General features: G+C 68.9%; 20 protein-coding genes and 1 pseudogene. 12 read left to right on the forward strand and 9 right to left on the reverse strand.

Annotated elements, in window-relative coordinates; translation table 11 throughout:
• A pseudogene (locus N536_RS38400) lies at positions 1 to 659 on the reverse strand (radical SAM protein); the annotation flags it as partial.
• A 183-nt stretch (positions 660 to 842) separates the two neighbouring features.
• On the opposite strand from N536_RS38400, the gene N536_RS0113850 reads away from it, so the two are divergent.
• Entirely contained in the window at positions 843 to 1,961 is a 1,119-nt protein-coding gene (locus N536_RS0113850) for a hypothetical protein (protein WP_155948588.1), read from the forward strand.
• Here N536_RS0113850 and N536_RS0113855 read toward each other — a convergent pair.
• Positions 1,958 to 2,386 (reverse strand): hypothetical protein, encoded by a 429-nt coding sequence (locus tag N536_RS0113855; protein ID WP_029114149.1) that lies wholly within the window; start codon positions 2,384 to 2,386, stop codon positions 1,958 to 1,960. The two genes, N536_RS0113850 and N536_RS0113855, sit on opposite strands and share 4 nt — an antisense overlap.
• 115 nt (positions 2,387 to 2,501) lie before the next feature.
• Positions 2,502 to 3,383, reverse strand: coding sequence for an N-acetyl-1-D-myo-inositol-2-amino-2-deoxy-alpha-D-glucopyranoside deacetylase (mshB, locus tag N536_RS0113865; RefSeq protein ID WP_036436395.1), 882 nt, complete (start codon positions 3,381 to 3,383; stop codon positions 2,502 to 2,504).
• A 22-nt stretch (positions 3,384 to 3,405) separates the two neighbouring features.
• Here mshB and N536_RS0113870 point away from each other — a divergent pair, with 22 nt between their 5' ends.
• Positions 3,406 to 4,659 carry a chloride channel protein gene (locus N536_RS0113870; protein WP_029114151.1) on the forward strand — a complete coding sequence of 418 codons (1,254 nt, stop codon included), beginning with the start codon at positions 3,406 to 3,408 and terminating at the stop codon, positions 4,657 to 4,659.
• Here the strand turns inward: N536_RS0113870 and N536_RS0113875 are convergent.
• Together N536_RS0113875 and typA are read right to left on the reverse strand one after the other, a co-directional pair.
• Entirely contained in the window at positions 4,643 to 6,562 is a 1,920-nt protein-coding gene (locus tag N536_RS0113875; RefSeq protein ID WP_051574487.1) for an ABC transporter family substrate-binding protein, read from the reverse strand. The genes N536_RS0113870 and N536_RS0113875 overlap by 17 nt on opposite strands.
• A gap of 33 nt (positions 6,563 to 6,595) precedes the next feature.
• Positions 6,596 to 8,497 (reverse strand): translational GTPase TypA, encoded by a 1,902-nt coding sequence (typA, locus tag N536_RS0113880; protein ID WP_029114153.1) that lies wholly within the window; start codon positions 8,495 to 8,497, stop codon positions 6,596 to 6,598.
• A gap of 53 nt (positions 8,498 to 8,550) precedes the next feature.
• Here typA and N536_RS38405 point away from each other — a divergent pair, with 53 nt between their 5' ends.
• The gene (locus tag N536_RS38405; protein WP_155948589.1) at positions 8,551 to 8,718 is read left to right on the forward strand and encodes a hypothetical protein; all 168 of its coding nucleotides are present in this window, start codon (positions 8,551 to 8,553) and stop codon (positions 8,716 to 8,718) included.
• 58 nt (positions 8,719 to 8,776) lie between these two features.
• Positions 8,777 to 9,040 carry a hypothetical protein gene (locus N536_RS0113890; RefSeq protein ID WP_029114154.1) on the forward strand — a complete coding sequence of 88 codons (264 nt, stop codon included), beginning with the start codon at positions 8,777 to 8,779 and terminating at the stop codon, positions 9,038 to 9,040.
• Positions 9,041 to 9,317: 277 nt separating this feature from the next.
• On the opposite strand, the gene N536_RS0113895 is transcribed toward N536_RS0113890, so the two are convergent.
• Entirely contained in the window at positions 9,318 to 9,740 is a 423-nt protein-coding gene (locus N536_RS0113895) for a (deoxy)nucleoside triphosphate pyrophosphohydrolase (protein WP_029114155.1), read from the reverse strand.
• A 25-nt stretch (positions 9,741 to 9,765) separates the two neighbouring features.
• Here N536_RS0113895 and N536_RS0113900 point away from each other — a divergent pair, with 25 nt between their 5' ends.
• A complete protein-coding gene (locus N536_RS0113900) occupies positions 9,766 to 10,050 on the forward strand; it encodes a 4a-hydroxytetrahydrobiopterin dehydratase (RefSeq protein ID WP_029114156.1) in 285 nt (94 codons plus the stop codon).
• On the opposite strand, the gene N536_RS0113905 is transcribed toward N536_RS0113900, so the two are convergent.
• The gene (locus N536_RS0113905) at positions 10,028 to 11,164 is read right to left on the reverse strand and encodes a mannosyltransferase (protein WP_051574524.1); all 1,137 of its coding nucleotides are present in this window, start codon (positions 11,162 to 11,164) and stop codon (positions 10,028 to 10,030) included. The two genes, N536_RS0113900 and N536_RS0113905, sit on opposite strands and share 23 nt — an antisense overlap.
• Positions 11,165 to 11,358: 194 nt before the next feature.
• Here N536_RS0113905 and N536_RS0113910 point away from each other — a divergent pair, with 194 nt between their 5' ends.
• Both N536_RS0113910 and N536_RS0113915 read left to right on the forward strand, forming a co-directional pair.
• On the forward strand, positions 11,359 to 11,982 hold the full coding sequence (locus tag N536_RS0113910) for a hypothetical protein (protein ID WP_029114158.1): 624 nt from the start codon (positions 11,359 to 11,361) through the stop codon (positions 11,980 to 11,982).
• A 48-nt stretch (positions 11,983 to 12,030) separates the two neighbouring features.
• Complete coding sequence (locus tag N536_RS0113915; RefSeq protein WP_029114159.1) at positions 12,031 to 12,999, forward strand: hypothetical protein; 969 nt, start codon at positions 12,031 to 12,033, stop codon at positions 12,997 to 12,999.
• A gap of 83 nt (positions 13,000 to 13,082) precedes the next feature.
• On the opposite strand, the gene N536_RS41080 is transcribed toward N536_RS0113915, so the two are convergent.
• Positions 13,083 to 13,232, reverse strand: coding sequence for a DUF1059 domain-containing protein (locus N536_RS41080; protein WP_064751549.1), 150 nt, complete (start codon positions 13,230 to 13,232; stop codon positions 13,083 to 13,085).
• Positions 13,233 to 13,264: 32 nt separating this feature from the next.
• On the opposite strand from N536_RS41080, the gene N536_RS0113925 reads away from it, so the two are divergent.
• On the forward strand, positions 13,265 to 13,924 hold the full coding sequence (locus tag N536_RS0113925; RefSeq protein ID WP_029114160.1) for a nitroreductase family protein: 660 nt from the start codon (positions 13,265 to 13,267) through the stop codon (positions 13,922 to 13,924).
• A gap of 91 nt (positions 13,925 to 14,015) precedes the next feature.
• On the opposite strand, the gene N536_RS0113930 is transcribed toward N536_RS0113925, so the two are convergent.
• Positions 14,016 to 14,591, reverse strand: coding sequence for an HhH-GPD-type base excision DNA repair protein (locus N536_RS0113930; RefSeq protein WP_029114161.1), 576 nt, complete (start codon positions 14,589 to 14,591; stop codon positions 14,016 to 14,018).
• Between the two features lie 47 nt (positions 14,592 to 14,638).
• Here N536_RS0113930 and N536_RS0113935 point away from each other — a divergent pair, with 47 nt between their 5' ends.
• The 4 genes from N536_RS0113935 to N536_RS0113950 are packed head-to-tail and all read left to right on the forward strand — an operon-like array spanning position 14,639 to position 18,786.
• On the forward strand, positions 14,639 to 15,850 hold the full coding sequence (locus N536_RS0113935) for a sensor histidine kinase (RefSeq protein ID WP_029114162.1): 1,212 nt from the start codon (positions 14,639 to 14,641) through the stop codon (positions 15,848 to 15,850).
• Entirely contained in the window at positions 15,847 to 16,686 is an 840-nt protein-coding gene (locus N536_RS38410; protein WP_155948590.1) for a LytTR family DNA-binding domain-containing protein, read from the forward strand. The genes N536_RS0113935 and N536_RS38410 overlap by 4 nt, the downstream gene beginning before the upstream one ends.
• The gene (locus N536_RS0113945; RefSeq protein WP_029114163.1) at positions 16,679 to 17,050 is read left to right on the forward strand and encodes a hypothetical protein; all 372 of its coding nucleotides are present in this window, start codon (positions 16,679 to 16,681) and stop codon (positions 17,048 to 17,050) included. The genes N536_RS38410 and N536_RS0113945 overlap by 8 nt, the downstream gene beginning before the upstream one ends.
• On the forward strand, positions 17,050 to 18,786 hold the full coding sequence (locus N536_RS0113950; protein WP_029114164.1) for a cation acetate symporter: 1,737 nt from the start codon (positions 17,050 to 17,052) through the stop codon (positions 18,784 to 18,786). Before N536_RS0113945 ends, N536_RS0113950 begins: the two co-directional genes overlap by 1 nt.
• The last annotated feature ends 133 nt before the right edge of the window (positions 18,787 to 18,919 follow it).

An 18,919-nucleotide genomic window follows, 5' to 3' on the forward strand; every position in this document is an offset into this window, starting at 1 on the left:
CCCATCGACGGCGCAACCGGCTTGAGCCGGGAGAGCTCCGACCACGACATGACACCCGGGTTCAGGTGCGGCAGCAGCCCGGTCTCCTCCAGCACCCGGATCGACATCGCCCGAACGTAGTCCAGCGTTGAGTCGTACCCCCGCTCGTCGAGCCACTGTCGAGCTTCGTCCCAGCGCTCCTCCGGCCGGTCACCGAGGGTGAAAAGTGCTTCCTTGCAGCCCAACTCGGCACCCCGGCGGGCGACCTCGAGAATCTCGTCGGGCTCCATGTACATGCCCATGCCCGCCGCGCGCAGCTTGCCGGGCACCGTGACGAAGGTGCAGTAATGGCAGGTGTCGCGGCACAGGTGCGTCACCGGGATGAACACCTTGCGCGAATAGCTGATGGGCAGCTTGCCAGTCGGCCCGACCCGGCCCGCCGCCTCCAGACCCGCGTCGCGCACCCGCGCGGCGCTGGCACACAGGTCGGCCAGATCGTCGCCGCGGGCAGTCATCGCGATGGCGGCTTCATCGACATTGAGCGCCACCCCGTCGCGGGCCCGTCTCAACACCCGCCGCAGCGCCGCGGCACTAGGACCCGCGGCGCTAGGCCCCTGGCTGGGCTTCGGTGGAAACACGGGGCTGGGCAGGTCGGAGCCGCGCTGGGGGTTCAGAGCCACTCCCCTGTAACCCCGGAGTCGTCGAGAATCATCCGCATGTCCCCAAATCCGACATCACTGCGCCTCGCATAGGGGTCACAGTAGTCCCAGCGCGGTGGGCCGGGTCGGTGCCATATCGCCACCGATGCCCTGACACGCGCGTAAGTTCCTTGCCATCGGGTCTAGGGCGAGGGAGAGGCCCCCATGAGCGTTTCATTCCGTTCCCATCTAACCGCCGGGGTGGCCGCAATTGCCGTCTCAGCGACGGTGTTGGCGCCCGTGGTGGTGTCCGTCCCCACTCCCGAGTCGCCCGTGCTGGCGCCGCGCGTCGACCTGGCAGCCTCTGTGAAGCCGCTGGTCACCGGGCCGCTGAGCCCGGAAGCCGTCGCCACGGCGCGCGCCGTCATCGAGCGGATCGACCCGGAGGCGCAGCTTCCGCTGCAGACAGCCGCCATCGTTGTGCCGACGCCGCAGAACCCGGCGTCCGACGCGATCATCGCGGGCTACCAGTTCATTCAGTACTGGGTGGACTACGGCGTCCAGGTGGCCGACTACGTCCTCGGCTTCATCCCGTACGGGTACCTGATCGGCGACCAGGTCAGCATCGTCTACTTCAACCTGGTCAGGCCGATCTCCGACAGCGTGGTCTATGGGCTCATCGTTCCCGTGGTCAACGACCCGCTGAACATCTGGTCCTACATCAACGGGGCGGCCATCATCGGCCAGACCACGATCACCGCGCTCATCAACACGGGGATCGCCGAGTTCAACTACTTCTTCGGCTGGTTGATCCCGCCCCTGCCGCCCCTGCCGCTCGCCGCGACCGAGGCGACGGAGGCGACGACCCTCATGACGCTCAAGACCGCCGCCGTTACCGACGAACCCGCGGCCGAACCCGCCGCCGAGGCAGCCACCGTCGACAAGCACGACGCAGGTGCCACCGATGCCGGCGAGACCGTACCGGCGGAGCCGGCATCGGCCGAGACCCCGAAGGACGAAGTAACCCCGGCCGAACCCGTCGCTGCCGAGCCGGAAACCGAGACAACGACGCCGGAGTCGACCACGACGTCGGTGGGTGGCGTAGACGCTCAAGGTGAGGTGCGCGGCGGTGACGAAACCGCCAAGCCCGCCGAAAAGGCGAAGCCCGGTAATGCGAAGGCTGACGAGAATGGCCAGGAGAAGGTGAAGCCCGCAGCGAAGTCCGCCGAATCAGGCACCGACGGGACGAGCACGGATACCGACGCTGGCAAGGACACGACGAAGGACACCGGCAAGGACAGCACCAAGAAGACCGGCACGGAAGCCGGAAGCGCCAAGGACTAAACCCGCGGGTGCAGATGGCGCCACAGCAGGTACACCGGTGGCGCCGCACCCACGGCGACGAAGATCAGCGGCGCGAACTGCATCACCCCCGCACCGCCGAACACGATGTCTCCGCCAGGGCCGCCGAGCGTCAACGCGCCCACCGTCAGCAACCAGGTCCACACCGGTAGCGCAGCCACTCGGGGCGCCGAGGTCCACTGCAGCGCCGCCCACACCAGTGCGGCGTTGACCAGACCACTGATCAGGGCGCTGATCGGAAGGGGAACGGGACCGACGTAGAGCGGCAACAGCAGAGCACCCGCCACCGCCGACAAGACACCGTCGAACGCGAGAACCGCCAGGATGACGCTGCGCTTCCAGTCGGGAGCGCTGCTGGTCAGGTCGGGATGCTGTCGAGGAGCGAAACGAGCGAACCGACGACCCACTGGTAGCTGTCCACGCGGTCCTGCCAGTGCTGCAGGTTGGGATCCAGGTCCGGGTCCATCGCCATCCCTTCGTCGCGCCGCCGGTAGAGGAGGAGCTTACCGCGTCCCGTTGCCGCTATCCCAGGTTCAGTCCGGCAAGCAGGTCGGTCTCCCAGCCGTCACCGTTGCGTTCGCCTGCCGTTCCGTGCACCAGGACGTAATGCTCGGTCGGCCAAATGGGCAAGGCGAAGCCGTTCGACAGCGCGCATGCCCGTCCTTGCGCGTCCACCATGACCTGCGTCGCGTGCGCCCGAAGCGCCGCCACCTTGGCGTCCCGACTCTCGGGCGCGTCGACGACGGCGTCGATCTTGTCGTCCTCGAATCCGAACGGAAACTCCCCCGGCGACAACACCGTCCACTCCTCGGGAAGGGCGACGTCGGCCAGCTCTCGGAGGCCTGCGTCTATGGCGCTGCTCGCGATGACCGTCCAGTAGAACTTCGGCACCGACCACGGTTCGCCAGTATGGTCCGACCCAGCCGCTGCCGCGACCGCGGCGGCGGTCACCTCGTGGGCGCGGATGTGGTCCGGATGTCCGTAGCCGCCGTTCGGGTCGTAGGTGACGACGACGTGCGGACGCAGGTCCCGGATGATCGCGACCAGCGCGGCGACGGGCTCGGCGGGATCCGCATCCACGAACCGATGCCCACCACGCGGCGGCGTGTCCGCCATCCCCGAGTCGCGCCACCGCCCCGCACCGCCGAGGAACGTCGGCCCGTCCGCCCCCAAAGCGGTTAAGGCGGAGGTCAATTCGCCGATCCGGTACCCGCCGAGCTGATCTCCGGCGTCGGCAGCGAGCAGGGCCCACCGGTCGCCGATCACCTCACCCTCCTCACCGAGCGTGCATGTCACGACGCGTACGTCGGCGCCGCGCGAGGCGTAGTGCGCGATCGTGGCGCCGGTCGTCAGTGTTTCGTCGTCGGGGTGGGCGTGAACGAACAGAAGGCGAGGAACATCCATTGGCACAAGATAGATTCAGCCCGTGGCGCGGCGCACTCTGGAGTACGCATGCGCCGTTTTGATCATCGGACTGCTCGCCGGAATCGCGGGCGCGGCCACCACCCTCCTGTTGCACGCGATCGAACATCTGACCTACCACTACGACTTCGGCACGCTGCTGACGGGCGTCGGCGATAGCAGCCCGGTGCGGCGCGCCGTCGGCCCGATGCTCGGCGGCGCGCTGGCCGGGTTCGGCTGGTGGCTGCTGCGGCAGCGGGGCGACGTGCCGGGGCTGACGGCCACGATCGCCGAGCACCGTCCGATCCCGCGCTTGAAGATGTCGATCGACGCCGGACTGCAGGTGCTGCTCGTCGGCTCCGGCGCATCGCTGGGACGCGAGGGCGCACCACGACAACTCGCGGCGGCGTCCGGTGACCTCGGTACGTCCCGGCTGTCACTGACCATGCGTGACCGGGAGATCCTGTTGGCGTGCGCCGCCGGAGCCGGTCTTGGGGCGGTGTACAGCGTGCCGCTCGGTGGGGCGTTGTTCGCCGCGCGGATTCTGCTGCACACCTGGCATCCGCGGGCCGTGGGCACGGCGTTGATCACGTCGAGCCTCGCCGTCGCGGTGGCCGCCCCCGTCACGCACCTCGTGCATCCGCTGACGTGGCCCGATCAGCGGCTGTCGTATCTGTTCGTGTTCCTGGCGCTCGCGATCGCCCCGCTGGCCGTGGCGGTAGGCCTGGTGTTCGACAAGGTGATGTCGCTGGCCCGACCGAAGCCGCAGATCCGGTCGTGGGCGCTGATTCCCGCGATCGCCGCCGCCGGGTTGGCCACCGGCATCTGCTCGATCTGGTGGCCGGAACTTCCGGGGAATGGCCGCAGCATTCTCACGGTCAGCGTGAACGCCGGCCTGACGCTGGGCGGCGCCGCGATCATCTTGGTCCTCAAGCCTCTGCTGACCGCGTTGTTCCTCCGTGCGGGCGCGGTCGGCGGGATGATCACGCCCGCCATGGCGACCGGCGCGGCCGCGGGATCGGTTGCGGCGCTTGCCCTCAACCACGTGGCCGGCACCGATCTGAACGTGCCGGCGGTGTCGTTGACGTGTGCGGCGGGGGTGCTGGCAATCACGCAGCGGGCGCCGGCGTTCGCCGCGTTGTTCGTCTGGGAACTCGCGCGGCCGCCCTACTGGTTGTTGATCGTGTTCGTCGTCGCCGCGTTCACCGCACATGGCATCAGGGTGTTGCGCGATCGACGCGCGGCCCAGCAGGCGATGTCGGCTACTGCGCGAGCTTGACCCAATTGCCCGCGTCGCCGACGATCCCGACCGGCACGGCACCCGTCAGGCTGACGTTCTGCACGCTCGGGCCGGACGCCACGATCGTGGTGTCCTGCAGGATCGGCAGCACCGTCGACATGTTCCACAACCGCGGTTCGACCGCGTTGAGCACCTCGCCGATGTTCTCGGAGCCCAACAGTGCGGCGTCGATCTTCGGTTGGATGCTGCGGTCGCAGATTCCGGTCAGGTTGCTCGGTGCCTGGACCAGCTGGCCGGACTCCGGCTCGGGGCTCGGACTGGTCACGGTGCTCGGGGGTGCCGGCGGTGGCCGCGTCGGGGTGGGCTGCGGCGACGTCGTCCTGGAGGTAGTCGTGGAGGTCGTCGTGGACGTCGTCGGCGTCGGCGTGCCCTGACCGGTCGTCGTGGGAACGGCGGTGGCCTCCAATGCCGGGCAGCCGTACCGGGACGCCAGCACGGTGGCGAGATCCCCACCGGCCTGGTGCCAGCCGATGATCGCGTCGTACCGGTTCTGATCCAGCGCTTCCCCGTACAGCGCGGGCGGGTCGAGCGGCAGGACCGACGCCGAGATGCCGACGCTGCGCAGTTGGTCGGCCGCCGTGTTGGCCACCGCGACCGACGTCTGATCGTTCGCGGCGACACCGAGGACCAGCGTGAGCGGCTGGCCGTCCTTGGTGATGCGGCCGCGGTTGTTGTCCGGTGCCGGGGTGCCCGGCGTCGACGGCGGCGGCGTCTCCACGGGCTGAACCTGGTAGCCGGCCCCGGCGAGCAGCGCCAGCGCATCCTCCTTGGCCATCGCGGGCGGGGCCGTCGGCGTGTAACCCGGATCGGATGGGGAGCGGACCTGCGCCTGCGCCAGTGTCACGGTGTTGTCGCTGCCCGCGCCGACGGATGCCAGCAGGTCGACGTCGAGCAGACCCAGAATCGCCTTGCGCACTTGGGAATCCGCGAGCGCCGGCTGCTGCGCCCGCAACGTCAGCTGCATCACGCGCGGCGTCACGATGCGAGCGGTGCGTACGTCGGGGATCGCGCTCAACTGCGCGAAGGCGGCCTGACCGCCGTGCACCTGGGCCACCTGGGTGTCGCCGTTGCGGATCGAGTCCGCGAGCGCTGCCGGCGCACCACCGCGCCGGAACAACACGAGGTCCGGCTTGGCCGGGACTCCCCAGTAACGGTCGTTGCGGGCCAACAGGATCTCATCGCGTTGCGGGTCGATGCTCTCCACCCGGAATTGCCCGCCCGTGACTGGCAACGCCCGCACCAGACCGGCGGCGAATCCACCGGGCACGTCCTTGACGATGTGTGCGGGCAGGATGTCGTTGAACAGTTCGCGCCACGCGGGGTACGGCTGCGAGAACGTCACGACCGCCGTCTTGCCGCCCTCGACGGACTGCACGCCGGTGATCAGGTCGTAGCCCGCGGGGTCGACGACGCCTGGCTCGCCGACCATCTGCCGCCAGAGGTACCAGTAGTCGTCGGCGGCGATCGGGGCGTTGTCGGTCCACTGCGCCTCGGGCCGGATCTTGTAGGTGACCGTGAACGGCTCCTGGCTGGTCACCTCCGCCGACACCAGCAGCGTCGTGTCGAGTTCCCACCGGGAGCCCGTCGGCGACGCCGGATCGGGAACCGGCCGGAACGAGCTGGGCAGCACCAGCGACGAGATTGCGGCGTTCACCGGCGACTGATCGGACAGCAGATGCGAGTTGAACCCGGGGCCGATCGAGTCGATCGCCACGATGATCTGCGTGGCCTTCGTCGGCGGCGGTGGCGTGCTCTCCGAAGTCTCGGTGCTCTGCGGCGCAGGCGGCGGGCTGACGGTGCACGCGGTCAGCAGCAGCAGAGCTGCGGTCAACGAGCCGACGACGCGGGCTGGGCGTCGTGAGGTCGTCGGCACGCCGTTCAGGTTATCGGCCTGCGCTCAGACACTCGTCGCGCCTCAGTTGCGTGCCTTGGCCCGAGCCTTGGCGCGGGCCCGCAGGCTCGCCACCAACTCGACCTTGCGGACGCGCACGATCTCCGGCGTGACCTCGACGCATTCGTCCTCCGCGCAGAACTCCATGGCCAGTTCGAGGCCGAGTTCCATTGGTCGGGCGAGCGTCTCGAAGACGTCGGCGGTCGAGGACCGCATGTTGGTCAGCTTCTTCTCGCGGGTGACGTTGACGTCGAGGTCCTCGGCGCGCGGGTTGATCCCCACCACCTGACCCTCGTAGGTGTCATCACCCGGCTCGACGAAGAACTGGCCACGATCCGACAGCTGGGTCATCGCGAACGGCGTCACCTTGCCGGTTCGGTCGGACACCAGCGACCCGGTATGGCGCGCGCGGATCTCGCCCGCCCACGGCCGGTACCCGTCGAACACGGCGTTGGCGATGCCGGTGCCACGCGTCAAGGTGAGGAAGTCGGTGCGGAAGCCGATGAGCCCGCGGCTGGGCACGATGAAGTCCATCCGGACCCAGCCCGCCGCGTGGTTGGCCATCTCCTCCATGCGGCCCTTACGTGCCGCCATCAGCTGCGTGACGGCGCCGACGAACTCCTCGGGGCAGTCGATGGTCATGGCCTCGAACGGCTCGTGCAGCTTGCCGTCGATGGTCCTGGTGACCACTTGTGGCTTGCCGACGGTCAGCTCGAAGCCTTCGCGACGCATCTGCTCGACGAGAATGGCCAGCGCCAGCTCACCGCGGCCCTGCACCTCCCAGGCGTCGGGGCGATCGATGTCGACGACCTTGATCGACACGTTGCCGACCAGTTCGCTGTCCAACCGGGACTTGACCATGCGTGCCGTCAGCTTGTGTCCGGAAACCTTGCCGGCTAGCGGCGAGGTGTTGGTGCCGATGGTCACCGAGATGGCGGGCTCGTCGACCGTGATGCGGGGCAGCGCGTGCGCGTGATCCGGATCGGCCAGCGTGTCGCCGATCATGATCTCGGGCATGCCCGCGACGGCGACGATGTCGCCTGCGATCGCCTCGTCGGTGGGCCGGCGGTCGACGCCCTCGGTGGCGAGCAGTTCGGTGATCTTGGCGGTCGTGATGACGGGATGGCCGTCCACCTCGCGCATCCACGCGACCTGCTGGCCCTTGCGCATGCGGCCCTTGTAGATGCGGACCAGCGCAAGGCGGCCGAGGAACGCCGACGCGTCGAGGTTGGTCACCAACGCCTGCAGCGGGGCCTCGGGGTCGCCCTGCGGCGGCGGGATGTGCTCGAGCAGGACGTCGAACAGCACGTCGAGGTTCTCGCCGTCCGGGTTCTCGCCGTTGGCGGGCTCGGTGGTGCTGGCGATGCCTGCGCGGCCGGAGGCGTACAGGACCGGCAGTCCGAGCGCCTCCTCGGCGGCCTTCTGGGCTTCGTCATCGAGGTCCGATGCGACGTCGAGCAGCAGGTCGTGGCTTTCGGAGACGACCTCGGCGATGCGGGCGTCGGGGCGGTCGGTCTTGTTGACCACCAGGATCACCGGGAGGTGCGCGGAAAGCGCCTTGCGCAGGACGAACCGCGTCTGAGGCAGAGGCCCCTCGGAGGCGTCGACGAGCAGCAGGACGCCGTCGACCATGGACAGGCCGCGCTCGACCTCTCCGCCGAAGTCCGCGTGCCCTGGGGTGTCGATGACGTTGATCACCGTCATCGAGCCGTCGGGGTGCTGGCGGTGCACCGCGGTGTTCTTCGCCAGGATGGTGATGCCCTTTTCCTTCTCCAGGTCACCGGAGTCCATCAGGCGCTCGACGGCGTCGTCGCCGCGATGGCTCAGCGCCCCCGACTGCCGCAGCATGGCATCGACGAGCGTCGTCTTGCCATGATCGACATGGGCGACGATGGCTACGTTGCGAAATTCAGGGCGAGCATCCACTACAGGATTGTCGCAGCGCGGGTATGCATTCGCGAAAACGGCGGAAGGGTCACGTGAAGTTCAGCAAGCTCGCGAAGTTCGAACCCAAGAAGAAGTGCTGTCGCAGCAAACCACGCTGCAAACGCTGCCCAGTGGTGCTGCACAAGGTTCGCAAGGCCGAGCATTCCGGTATCCGCGGAAAGGAGCTCGAGAAGGTGTTCAAGCGGGCCAGAAAGTCCTGACGACCTCGCAGAACATCGGCGTACGGTGGATGTGTCCGACGCTGGCTGGAGGATCGATATGACTGTTTACGAAGTGGGAACCATCGCTCTCGTCGTGTTGATAGGAACTGCGGCCACCGCGGCGATCTACCTCGGTCTGCTGAACTGGATCGGTGCGTTCTACGTCGTGCGGTGTGCGGCATGTCACCACCTGACGTTCTCGTCGGCCAACGAGTCGCAGGCGTCGTGCGCGCATTGTCGGCACCCGGTCCTGCTGCATCCGATGTACACCGCCCGCCATCCGCACTCGGTGCGCGTCATCGAGGACCGCCTGCGGTACTAGCCACTAAGGCGTGGACAGCACGACCAGGACGCGACCCTCGCCCGAGGGCGCCGGGAGGTCGTGCGGGTCCAAGCCCGAGGCGGGCAAGGCGGCGAACCGGATGAACCTCGGCCACGTAGCTGCTCGCGCACCTGCGCCTCGCCGCCCCCCCCGGGTCGAGGGGTGGTGAAAATGCCCGCCTGTGAGCGACTTTCGCGGTCGACGCGGTTTCCGCCCGCAAAAAGTCGCGCTGAGGTGGGCGCATCGGATGTCGGTGGTCCTGGCGACGCGCGTGGACCTAATGGGAGCGCAGCGCGGCGGTCAACGCCGGTAGCCACCCGCGGTCGGCAGGCACCCATGCCAGGCCGTCGAGCTCCTCGGCGGTCACCCAGCGCAGTGCGCGGTGATCGCGGGGTGCCACGGTGCCGCGCGTCCGGGTGACGAGATAGGCGCGCAAGGTCATGGTGTCGCCGAGCGGCACGTCGTGACCCAGCCGCTCCCCCACGACGACGTCGATGCCGAGTTCTTCTTCGAGTTCGCGCGCGAGGGCGTCGGCGTCGCTCTCCCCCGCCGCAACCTTGCCGCCGGGCAACTCCCACAGCCCGGCCAGCTCCGGCGGCCGGGCGCGCTGCGCCACCAGCAGCGTGTCGCCGGTACCCTCCCCCGTCCCTTCGCCCGCCCTGGCGATCAGCGCTCCTGCGACGACGATCTGGTTTGGCACGGCAGCGACGGTATACCGTCGAATCATGGCTGTGTTAACGGACGAACAGGTAGACGCCGCACTGCCCGAGCTCGACGGCTGGGAGCGCTCCGACGGTGCGCTGCGCCGGTCGATCAAGTTTCCCGCGTTCCTCGACGGAATCGACGCGGTGCGGCGCGTCGGCGAGCACGCCGAGCAGAAGGATCATCACCCCGACATCGACATCCGTTGGCGGACAGTGACCTTCGCGCTCGTCACGCATTCGGAGGGCGGCATCACCGACAAGGACGTGGAGATGGCCCGCGACATCAACGGGATCGTCGCCGACTAGCGGCGATCCAGCCGAGCGTCGCCAGCGTCGCCACGATGTAGACCAGGCCGGCCCAGGCCAGATACCAGGGCCGGTCGATCCGCCAGATCGTCGGCTGGGCGAAGCTCAGCAGCCACGGCACGCCGATCAGGGTCAGCGCCAGCCAGCCCCAACCCAGGACTCGCGCGCCACTGCGTTCGCGCAGCGCGCCGTGCAACAGCCAGATCATCAGCGGTATCAACCACACCCAGTGGTGGGTCCACGAGATCGGCGAGAGCAAAAGCCCGAACAACTGGACGACGACGATGGCCCCGAGCCGGTCGTCGGCACCCACGGCACGCCACGCCAGAAACGCCAGCACCGCCGTCAGCGCCACCGCTGCCAGCACCAACGGTCCGTACCCGGCGTCGTGACCGAGGATGCGGGAGATGCCGCCGCGCCACGACTGGTTGAACGACGTACCGATCGGCCCGATCCGGCTGGCGTCGCCGAGCAGGTCGGTGAAGTAGAACTTCGCCTGGTCACCGAGCACCACGACCGACACGCCGATGGTCGCGAAGAACACCACCGCCGAGAACAGTGCCGCACCCCATCGTCGGGCTCCGACGAAGTAGAGCCCGGATATCGCGGGCGTCAGCTTCACCCCCGCGGCGAGCCCGACCAACAGTCCGGACACCCACCACCGGCTGCTGTAGACCGCGAACAGCACGGCGAGCACTAAGACGACGTTGATCTGGCCGTAGTCGAAGGTGCTGCGCAGCGGTTCCGTCCAGATGCCGACCGCGGTCCACAGCATCGCGAGACGGTGATCGGAGCGGCCGAGAAGCCGAAGGGACAGCCACACCACTCCGTACAGCGCGACGACGATCCCGACCTGCCATGCGAACGCGAGCACGCCGAACGGCACCAGGTGCAGCGGGGCGAACACGACGGCCGCGAACGGCGGATACGTGAAGGGCAGCGGAAAGTCGGGCGTCTGGTCGGCGTAGACGTAGTCGTAGAGCGGATCACCGGTGCCGATGGTGGCCGCTCCGCCGACGTAGACGTGCAGGTCGACGAAGTTCGCGCCGTTGGACACCAGGTAGGTCCATGCGAACCGTGCCGCGACGCTGGCCACGAACAGCCACGGCGCCATCGTCGCCAGGCGCGTGGCGGCCCGTTTCGCCACGGGTGGGACGGGTTGGACGTCTATGCGGACGACTGTAGCGATCGGTCACGGTATGCCGTCTTGTCCATAACGGTTGCGTTAATGCCACACGTGTCACTTGAGTAACTTCAGTAACTCCGTAGCTTCGGTGGCGGACATGCCGTCAACGGATCGGGAGAACCATGCACTTCACCAGAAAACTGTTCGCCACCAGCGTCATTGCGGCCGCGGGCGCGATCCCCGTCGCCTTGGCCCTCAGCGCTCCGGCGATGGCCGAACCGGCACCGGCACCGGCCCCCGCGCCCGCGATCCCCGGCATGCCGGGGATGCCGTTCCTCAACAACGCGCCGCAGATGTTGCAGGGCCTCGCGTCGATGTTCTCCGGCGCCTCGGCAGCACCGGCCGCAGCGGCCGCTGCCGCACCCGTCGCACCCGCACCCGCGGCGACCGCCTCGGTGACCCTGCCGCAGGCGCCCGCCGTGCCCGCCGCCCCGCTTAATACGCCTGCCCTTCCTGCCGCCGCGCCCGCAGCCGTGCAGGGTCTGGTGCCCGAGGCCGAGGTGCAGTTGCCGCAGGTCCCGATGAACCCGCTGCCGCTGCCGAAGGAGCTCAGCTTCCCCGGCGACCTGGCCTCGCTGATGCCTGCCGGCACACCGTTGGCCAACCTGCTGCCGAAGTCGGCACCGGCCGTGCCCGCCGCTGCCGCGGTTCCCGGTGCCGCCGCCGCGGCACCCGCCGCGCCGGCTGCTGCGAGCGGGTTGGCGCCGCTGTCGCCGCTGATGTTCCCGACCGCTGCGCTGCCCTGAGCCATCCCGCTCTGAGCCGCTGCAACCACTGAATACACGGGGAGATTCATGTCATCGACGAGGACGCTGCTAGTCGCACTCGGTACGTCGGCCACTCTTGTGTTGGGCGGCCTCCCGGTCGCCCACGCGGAGCCGGCGCCGCCATTGCCTCTGCCCATCAGCGGGTTGCAGGCACCGGGCCTGCCAGCCATGCAGAGCCTCGGGCCCGCCATCCAGCAGGCGGCGGGCGATCCGACGAACGCGGCGTCGATGCTGATGGCCGCCGCTGCGGCGTTCGCGGGCAACAGTGCCGCGCCGGCCGATTCGAAGAACGTGGCTGCCGCGGTCAACCAGTTCGTCGCCGATCCGCAGGTGGCGCACGTGCCCGCGGCGGGTGCGGTTCCCGGCACGGAAGCGCATCTCCCCCAGGGCGTGAACCCGGCGAATGCCGTCGGGCCCGCGCCGGAGGCGGCGCCCGCTGCCGCGCCCGTCCCCGCTCCGGAAGCGGCGCCCGCCCCGGACGCCGTCCCCGTCCCCGCTCCTGACGGCGTTCCCGCTCCGCCCGCCGAGGCCGCCGCTGCCCCGGCACCGGACGGCGCCGTCGCTCCCGGCCCGGCACCCGCACCGGAAGCGACGACGACGCAGGACTTCATGTACCCGTCGATCAGCAACGGCTGCCTGGCCGACGGCGGAAACGTTCTGGCGACGGCGATTTCAGTCGCCGGGCCGGCGAAGATCCCGGCGCCGGGCCCCGGTCCGGGCCAGACGGCCTACGTGTTCACCGCCATCGGCACGCCGGGCCCCGCCACCGAGCAGAAGCTGCCCCTCAACGTCACGTGGGTGAACCTGACGACGGGCAAGTCGGGCGGCGCCACGCTCAAGCCGCAGGCGGACATCAACCCCGACGGCCCGACGACGCTGACCGCCATCGTCGACACCGGTTCGGGCAGCATCATGTCGACGATCTTCGGCCAGGTCACGACCACCGAGAAGCAGTGCCAATTCATGCCGACCATCGGGTCGACCGTCGTCCCCTGACCGCCGCCCCTTCCATGCCGAAATAGCATTCCCCGTCGTTGCAGCGGTGGCTCAACGACAGGGAATGCTGTTTCGGCGGCCGGTCAGTAGGCCATGAAGAGGATCATTTCCCGGTCGTATTCGCGGCCGGGGTGCGCCTCAGCAAGGTGAGTCTGGGCCTTCTCGACCAGATCGTCCTCGTCGGAGCCAGAGATCGCCTCACCGCACGGGCAGTTCAGATGTGTTTTCGCCATGTGTCAACGATCCCACGAGGAGGATGAGAGGCATGGAGCTATACGACGTTATGCGCACCACCGGGGCCGTCCGGCGGTTCACCGGCGACCCGCTGCCCGACGACGTCCTCGAACGAATCCTCGACAACGCCCGGTTCGCGCCCAGCGGTGGCAACCGGCAGGGCGTGCGGGTGATCGCCGTGCGCGACACCTCGACCCGCGAGGCGCTCGCCGAACTGTCGATACCGGGCGCGCAACGCTACGTCGCGCAGATCGCCAACGGTGAAGCACCGTGGAACCCGTTGCACCCGTGCGGGGTTGACGAGGAAACCATCAAGTCGGCCAAGGTCCCCGGCGCGGTCGCCGGCACGTTGCTTGGCGCCGAGGTGGTGCTGGTGATCTGCCTGAACCTCGGCGTAGCCGCGGCGTTCGACCAGGACCTCGACCGCGTCGGCGTGATCAGCGGCGCGTCGGTCTACCCGTTCGTCTGGAATGTGCTGCTGGCCGCCCGCAATGAGGGCTTCGGTGGTGTGCTGACGACGATGGTGGTGGCCAGCGAGCCGGGCGTGCGCGAGTTGTTGGGCATCCCGGCCGAGTCCGCGGTCGCTGCGATGGTGCCGCTCGGCAAGCCCGTGCACCAAGTCAAGAAGTTGACCCGCAGGCCGGTCGAGGAGTTCGCGACACGCGAGCGGTTCGACGGCGCGCCGCTCTAGGCCCCTCCCCCCTGCGCCGACACTGCTGTCAGATCGCGAAAACGGCCCGGAATGCGATCTCCTAGCAGGCTCGGCGGGAAAGAGTTAGGCCTCAGGCTCGCGCCTTCGCTGCTGCCTTGGCGGCCTTCTTGAACGACCGCACCTTGTCCAGCGAGCCCGCGTCGACGACGTCGGCCACCGACATGTGCGTGCCCGCCTTGCCGTAATCCCCCGCGGCCTCGCGCCAGCCCTTCGGCGTCACCCCGTACTGCTTGCCGAGCAGCGCCAGGAAGATCTTGGCCTTCTGCTCGCCGAAGCCCGGCAATGCCTTGAGCCGGCGCAACACCTCGCGGCCATCGGGGTCGCCTGCCGTCCACAGTGCGGCGGCGTCTCCGTCGTAGTCGTCGACGATGGTCTGCGCCAGGGTCTGCAGCCGCTTGCCCATCGACCCCGGAAACCGGTGCACCGCAGGGCGTTCCGAACACAACGCGATGAACTTCTCGGGGTCGTAGTCGGCGATCTCGCGGGCGTCGATGCCACCCATCCGGTCGGCGATCTTCTTCGGCCCGGCGAACGCCACCTCCATCGGAATCTGCTGATCGAGCATCATCCCGACCAGCAGCGCAAAGGCATTCGACTCCAGCAGCGCATCGGCCGCCGGATCTTGAACCAGCTGGAGCTTCCCCATCGGCCCAGTCTATGGTGACGACAACCGCCCAGAAGCTGTGAGGTGATATGCCGGGCGAGATCGCGCTTGCGCTGGCGGCAGCTCTCATTCTCGCCACGGTCGTCGCCGCGGTCATCGCGGTGCGCACCCGCCGGGTCGTCGCCACCCCCACCGAGCGCGCCGTCCACGCCGCGCTGCACACTGCCTCGCTGGCGGCCCGCGCCCTGCGCCACGGGCTCGACGCCGACTCGGCGCAGCGGGCCGTGCCGCATCTGCGCCAACTCACCGGCGCCGACGCCGTCATCCTGTTCGACGAATCCGGCCAGGGGTCGGCCCGCGACCCGTCGGACAAGTCGACGTGGACACCCGATGCCCTCACGGCCGCCGAGCACGCCGCCAACGAGGCGCTGGCCGGCCAACGGCGGATCATGTCCAAGCACCTGGCGGGCGCGATCATCGCGCAACCGCTGCTCACCGACGACGGCGACGTCATGGGCGTCCTCGTCACGATGACGTCCCGGGAGCCGGGGCCTGGCATGTTGGGCGCCATCGGCGAGGTCGCCCGGTACGCGGCCAGCCAGCTCGAACTCGCGGACCTCGACGCGTCCCGCGCACGGCTGGACCGCGCCGAGGTGTTGGCCCTGCGCGCCCAGATCAGCCCGCACTTCATCTACAACGCGCTCAATACCATTGCCTCGTTCGTGCGCACCGATCCCGACCGGGCCCGCGAGCTGATCCTCGAATTCGCCGACTTCACCCGCTACTCGTTCCGGGCGGCGGGCCAGTACACGACGCTGGCCGAGGAGTTGCGCAACATCGACCGCTACCTGACGCTCGAGCGGGCCCGCTTCGGGAGCTCCCTGAACGTGCGGCTGCAGGTCGCGCCCGAGATGCTCAACGTCGTCGTCCCATTCCTCGCCTTGCAACCCTTGGTGGAGAACGCCGTCCGGCACGGACTCGCGGGCCGGGGCGGCGGCACCGTCGAAATCGTTGCGCGCGACGACGGCACCGATTGCGTCATCACCGTCGAGGACGACGGCGCAGGCATGGATCCCAACGCCTTGCGCTCGGGCCCGGCCGACGCGCTCGCCGACGCACCGGATGCCGGCGACCACTCGGCCCACGTCGGCCTGACGAATGTGGACCATCGGCTGCGCGCGGCATTCGGCAACGATTACGGTCTGGTGGTCGAGACAGCGGTGGACGCGGGCACCAAGGTGATCATGCGAGTCCCGAAGTTCCGGTCGGGTGTCCGGGCCGGCGGAGGTGCGACCAGGTGAGCAGGCCCCCCGGGAAGACGCCATCGCTGAAGACACTGACGGTGCTTGCGGTCGACGACGAGGCGCCAGCGCTCGACGAGTTGGCCTTCCTGCTCAATGAACATCCCGACATCGCCGAGGTGTGCCGAGCCGGCGACGCGACGTCCGCACTGCGGGAACTGAACCGCCGCACCATCGATGCGGTGTTCCTGGACATCAACATGCCGGGTCTGAGCGGACTGGAATTGGCGAACGTGTTGACCAACTTCTCGTATCGGCCCGCCGTCGTGTTCGTGACCGCACACGACGACAAGGCGGTCTCCGCGTTCGACGTCGGTGCGGTGGACTACCTGCTCAAACCGATCCGCCAGAGCCGCCTCGACGAAGCCGTGCGCCGGGTGCTGGCCGTGCGGTCCGACACCGCGAGCGACGGCACCGGCCAGGACGAGGACAGCGACGTAATCCCGGCCGAGCTCGGCGGCATCACGCACCTCGTGCCACGGGCGAGCATCGGCTGGGTGGAGGCCGAGGGCGATTACGCGCGGCTGCATTCGGCGTCGGGTGCGCACCTGGTGCGGATACCGCTGAGCGTCCTCGAATCCCGTTGGCAGGAGCGGGGTTTCCAGCGAATTCACCGTTCCTACCTGGTCGCGCTACGGCTAGTGGTCGGCTTGCGCACCGCCGACGGCGCGGTGCTGGTCCGGTTGCGGGCGAACGGCGCCTCGCCCGCCGTGGAACTCCCCGTCAGCAGGCGTCAGGCACGCGAGCTGCGCGACCGGCTGGTCCGCGACCCCATGCGCAACCTCCGGCCTGCGGATCCGGCGATGAAAAATGAAGCGACCGGCGCCGATGACTAGCGGACGGCCGCAACGCGAGCGCGTGGTCCTCGCCCATCGCAGGGGTGCACGGAGCATCCGCACGCGTGTGGAGGTGCAGGAGCAGACCCTCGTCGGCGACGCCTTCGTGCGGGGGCTGGTGCGCGCTCAGCTCGGGTTGGCGCTGAGACTGGCGGCCGTGGCGGTGTGCTCGGTCGCCGCAATCCCCTTGCTGATCGGCGCGTTTCCCGAGATCGACGCGGTGCGGGTGTTCGGCATCCGGCTGAACTGGCTGCTTCTTGCCGTGTTGGTCTATCCCGTGCTGTACGGGGTGGGGCGGCTCTACGTGAGGCTGGCCGAACAAAGCGAACGGGACTTCGTTCGTGTCGTGGACGGTGAACCCTGATGACCGGCGCGCCACTGACTGCCGCCGCTTTGCTCGCGGCCGCGATAGCGACCGTCGCGATCGGCTTCTACGGGATACGACTGTCCCGCACGACCTCCGACTTCCTCGTCGCGTCGCGCAGCATCGGACCGCAGTGGAATGCGGCCGCCATTTCGGGCGAATACCTTTCGGCCGCTTCGTTTCTCGGAGTCGCCGGTCTCATCGCCAAGTACGGCGCCGATGCACTGTGGTATCCGGTGGGATTCACGGCGGGCTATCTCGGGCTGTTGCTGTTCGTCGCCGCGCCGCTGCGCCGCTCGGGCGCGTACACGGTGCCCGACTTCGCGGAGTTCCGGCTGAGCTCGGCACGGTTGCGCAGAGTCGCGATGCTGGTGGTCGTGGTGATCTGCGTATTCTATCTCGTCCCGCAGTATCAGGGCGCCGGTCTCGCCCTGAAAACCCTTCTCGGCTTTCCGGTTTGGGTAGGTCCGGTTGCCGTCGGCGCCATCGTCATCGCCAACGTGGTCGGCGGCGGGATGCGGTCGATCACGTTCGTGCAGGCCTTTCAGTACTGGTTGAAGCTGACCGCCATCGCGGTCCCGGCGCTGGCCCTGCTCACCGTGTTCCTGCGCGACGGTGCGGATCTGGCCGGGCCGTTGCCCCCGACCGTCCAGCAGCAGACGACGGTGACCGTCGAGACCGACGTGGTGGTGCAGGTCGCCGAACCTGCGGGGATCACGGCAATCGGAACCATCGACGGAAGACGCGTCGACGGCGCGCCGTTTCCCGCCCCCGGCCGGTTCGCGCTCGAGCGGGGTACGACGCTCACGTTGGCGGCCGGGTCGGCCACACCGGTCGTCGACGGTGCGCCGAGTGCGGGCGACGATTGGCTGGCATCCGGGGGCGGACTGGGCGGAGAGCACCCGTCGTATCAGGTTCTTTCGATCATCGTCGCCACGTTCCTCGGCACCATGGGTCTGCCGCACGTCCTGGTCCGCTTCTACACCAATCCCGACGGCCGGGCGGCCAGGCGCACCGCCCTCGCCGTCATCGCGCTGCTGTCGCTGTTCTACCTGTTCCCCACGCTGCTCGGTGTGTTCGCCAGACAATTCGTGCCGCAGCTTCTGATCACGGGCACCGCCGACGCCGCGGTACTCCTGTTGCCCAGCGCGGCGATCGGCGGGGTCGCGGGCGCCGGTCTCGCCGCACTCGTCGCGGCCGGCGCGATCGCCGCCTTCCTTGCGACGTCGTCGGGCCTACTCGTCAGCATCGCGGGCGCCTTGTCGACCGACGTGTTGCGTGGGCGCGTCCGCGACTTCCGGGTCGCGGCGCTCATCGGTGGCATGGTCCCGATTCCGCTCGCGCTGCTGGCGTCGTCGCTGGAACTGTCCCGCAGCGTCGGCCTGGCGTTCGCCGTCGCCGCGTCGACACTGTGTCCGCTGTTGGTGCTCGGGATCTGGTGGCGCGGACTGACGAGCGTGGGTGCGGCGTGGGGACTGGCCGTCGGCGGCGTGTCCTCCGGAGTGGCAACGACTTTGGCGATCACCGGCGCCGTCGACCAATACGTCCTCGGCGGCTGGCCGTCGGTCGTCATCGGCTACCCGGCCGCGGTCAGTGTGCCTCTCGCCTTCGTCACGATGATCGTCGTCAGCCGCTTCACGCGGGCATCCGTGCCGCCCCACGTGGCGCAGATCTTCGCCAGGATGCACGTCCCCGAGCGGTTGGGCATGGGCGTCGAGCGGCTGCCCGCCGGCTGACCGCTCGTCGCCGCCGATCTACCGCTCACCGCACCGGCCCCCGGCTTCACCGTGTCGACCCTCGGAAGAGCGGGTATGTGACTCACATCTCATTTAACTTCGGCCCGGAGCCGATTCACAGACGAGGTCAGGA

Origin of the sequence: Mycobacterium sp. URHB0044, from assembly GCF_000620625.1 — a bacterium.
In the GTDB taxonomy this organism is placed as follows: domain Bacteria; phylum Actinomycetota; class Actinomycetes; order Mycobacteriales; family Mycobacteriaceae; genus Mycobacterium.

What these genes read in the sequence shown, in the direction of transcription:
- N536_RS0113905 (WP_051574524.1), bottom strand. Translation starts at nt 11,164, where the DNA reads ATGGCGCCGTGGCTGTTCGTGGCCAGCGTCGCGGCACGGTTCGCATGG.
- mshB (WP_036436395.1), bottom strand. Translation starts at nt 3,383, where the DNA reads ATGGATGTTCCTCGCCTTCTGTTCGTTCACGCCCACCCCGACGACGAA.
- N536_RS0113925 (WP_029114160.1), top strand. Translation starts at nt 13,265, where the DNA reads ATGGAGCTATACGACGTTATGCGCACCACCGGGGCCGTCCGGCGGTTC.
- N536_RS0113945 (WP_029114163.1), top strand. Translation starts at nt 16,679, where the DNA reads ATGACTAGCGGACGGCCGCAACGCGAGCGCGTGGTCCTCGCCCATCGC.
- N536_RS41080 (WP_064751549.1), bottom strand. Translation starts at nt 13,232, where the DNA reads ATGGCGAAAACACATCTGAACTGCCCGTGCGGTGAGGCGATCTCTGGC.
- N536_RS0113915 (WP_029114159.1), top strand. Translation starts at nt 12,031, where the DNA reads ATGTCATCGACGAGGACGCTGCTAGTCGCACTCGGTACGTCGGCCACT.
- N536_RS0113900 (WP_029114156.1), top strand. Translation starts at nt 9,766, where the DNA reads ATGGCTGTGTTAACGGACGAACAGGTAGACGCCGCACTGCCCGAGCTC.
- N536_RS0113890 (WP_029114154.1), top strand. Translation starts at nt 8,777, where the DNA reads ATGACTGTTTACGAAGTGGGAACCATCGCTCTCGTCGTGTTGATAGGA.
- N536_RS0113950 (WP_029114164.1), top strand. Translation starts at nt 17,050, where the DNA reads ATGACCGGCGCGCCACTGACTGCCGCCGCTTTGCTCGCGGCCGCGATA.
- N536_RS0113930 (WP_029114161.1), bottom strand. Translation starts at nt 14,591, where the DNA reads ATGGGGAAGCTCCAGCTGGTTCAAGATCCGGCGGCCGATGCGCTGCTG.
- N536_RS0113910 (WP_029114158.1), top strand. Translation starts at nt 11,359, where the DNA reads ATGCACTTCACCAGAAAACTGTTCGCCACCAGCGTCATTGCGGCCGCG.
- N536_RS0113935 (WP_029114162.1), top strand. Translation starts at nt 14,639, where the DNA reads ATGCCGGGCGAGATCGCGCTTGCGCTGGCGGCAGCTCTCATTCTCGCC.
- N536_RS0113850 (WP_155948588.1), top strand. Translation starts at nt 843, where the DNA reads ATGAGCGTTTCATTCCGTTCCCATCTAACCGCCGGGGTGGCCGCAATT.